A 1,052-nucleotide genomic window follows, 5' to 3' on the forward strand; every position below is an offset into this window, starting at 1 on the left:
CTGCCGAAGCCCGATACCGCCCCGACACTGGTACCAGATGAGGTGCCACTGGTGGAGGTGTCGCCGGAGCCTCCACCACCACAAGCGGCAAGGGCACCGGCCAGAGCTCCCGTCATGGCCAACTTCACTGCGATTGCTAAAGGTTTGCGATTCATCGTTCTTCTCCAGGCTTGTTATTGCGTCCGCGGGCGACCACGTCTAAACACCCGATCTTAAATTGGGATATTTTTCCCAATATTGTATTTGGGAATTTAATCCCATTTTTTGATCCTGTCCAGTTTTTGATCATGAAAATTTTGTGAACTTTATGGAGCGGGAAACGTAAATGTTTGAACAGTCAGCCAAAACAGGTCCATTACTATGCTGGGATTTTTGAAAGGCGATCCGAGGAAAAAACTGCAGAAGGAATATGAGGCGAAGCTCGCCAAAGCACTGGACGCCCAGCGCAACGGCGATCTGAGAACTCATGGAACCCTCATGGAGGAGGCAGAAAAGATCTACGCCGAGATCCAGGCGCTGGACGAAAAGAAATAAGCGGGGGGAGCGTTTACTCCCCCATCAATTGCCGGATGCGGTGATTGAGGCGGGCCACTTCCCGACGCATTTCCTCCACCTCATCGAGCAGTTCCAGAGACATGGCCAGGCCGGGCAGATTCATTTTCAGGTCCCTCTGTAATCTCTGCGCTTTGCGCAATCGGCTCAGGGCAGCGACATCGAACTCCCATTGCCGTGCCTCCGGGTAATCTTCCAGCGGGGCAATGATCCCGTAGTCCACCAGTTTGATAACGAACTCTGCGTGGCACTCGCCACGTTCGCAGATTTCACGCAGGGTGAAGGTGCTGCCACTCTGGTCAAGTACCTCTACCGTCAGCACATGATCTTTATTGCTCATACCTTACTCCCGCTCACACGTGAAGCTTGCTGCGTGGATTGAATTGCTTCTCGGCCTCGGCCAGCTGCTCGTAGAGCTTTTCGGCCTCAGGGCTGTGTTTCTCGGGCATGGCAATCTGCAGGATGACAATCTGATCGCCCGGGTGCTTGCCCGGGAAACG

Annotated in this window: 2 protein-coding genes; one reads left to right on the plus strand and one right to left on the minus strand. The window is 53.8% G+C overall.

Features of this window, described 5'->3' with window-relative positions:
- Nucleotides 1–360: 360 nt before the first annotated feature.
- The gene (locus B2W52_RS05000; protein WP_104270694.1) at nucleotides 361–534 is read left to right on the plus strand and encodes a DUF6435 family protein; all 174 of its coding nucleotides are present in this window, start codon (nucleotides 361–363) and stop codon (nucleotides 532–534) included.
- A 13-nt stretch (nucleotides 535–547) separates the two neighbouring features.
- Here B2W52_RS05000 and B2W52_RS05005 read toward each other — a convergent pair whose 3' ends face one another.
- Nucleotides 548–892: a chaperone modulator CbpM gene (locus B2W52_RS05005; RefSeq protein WP_008175275.1), complete on the minus strand. Its 345-nt coding sequence runs from the start codon at nucleotides 890–892 to the stop codon at nucleotides 548–550.
- Nucleotides 893–1,052: the final 160 nt, after the last annotated feature.

The sequence above is a fragment of the Marinobacter sp. UBA2498 genome, assembly GCF_002341575.1.
Taxonomy (GTDB): Bacteria; Pseudomonadota; Gammaproteobacteria; order Pseudomonadales; family Oleiphilaceae; genus Marinobacter; species Marinobacter manganoxydans.

Coding starts and splice junctions, on each gene's coding strand:
- B2W52_RS05000 (WP_104270694.1), top strand. CDS start 361: ATGCTGGGATTTTTGAAAGGCGATCCGAGGAAAAAACTGCAGAAGGAA.
- B2W52_RS05005 (WP_008175275.1), bottom strand. CDS start 892: ATGAGCAATAAAGATCATGTGCTGACGGTAGAGGTACTTGACCAGAGT.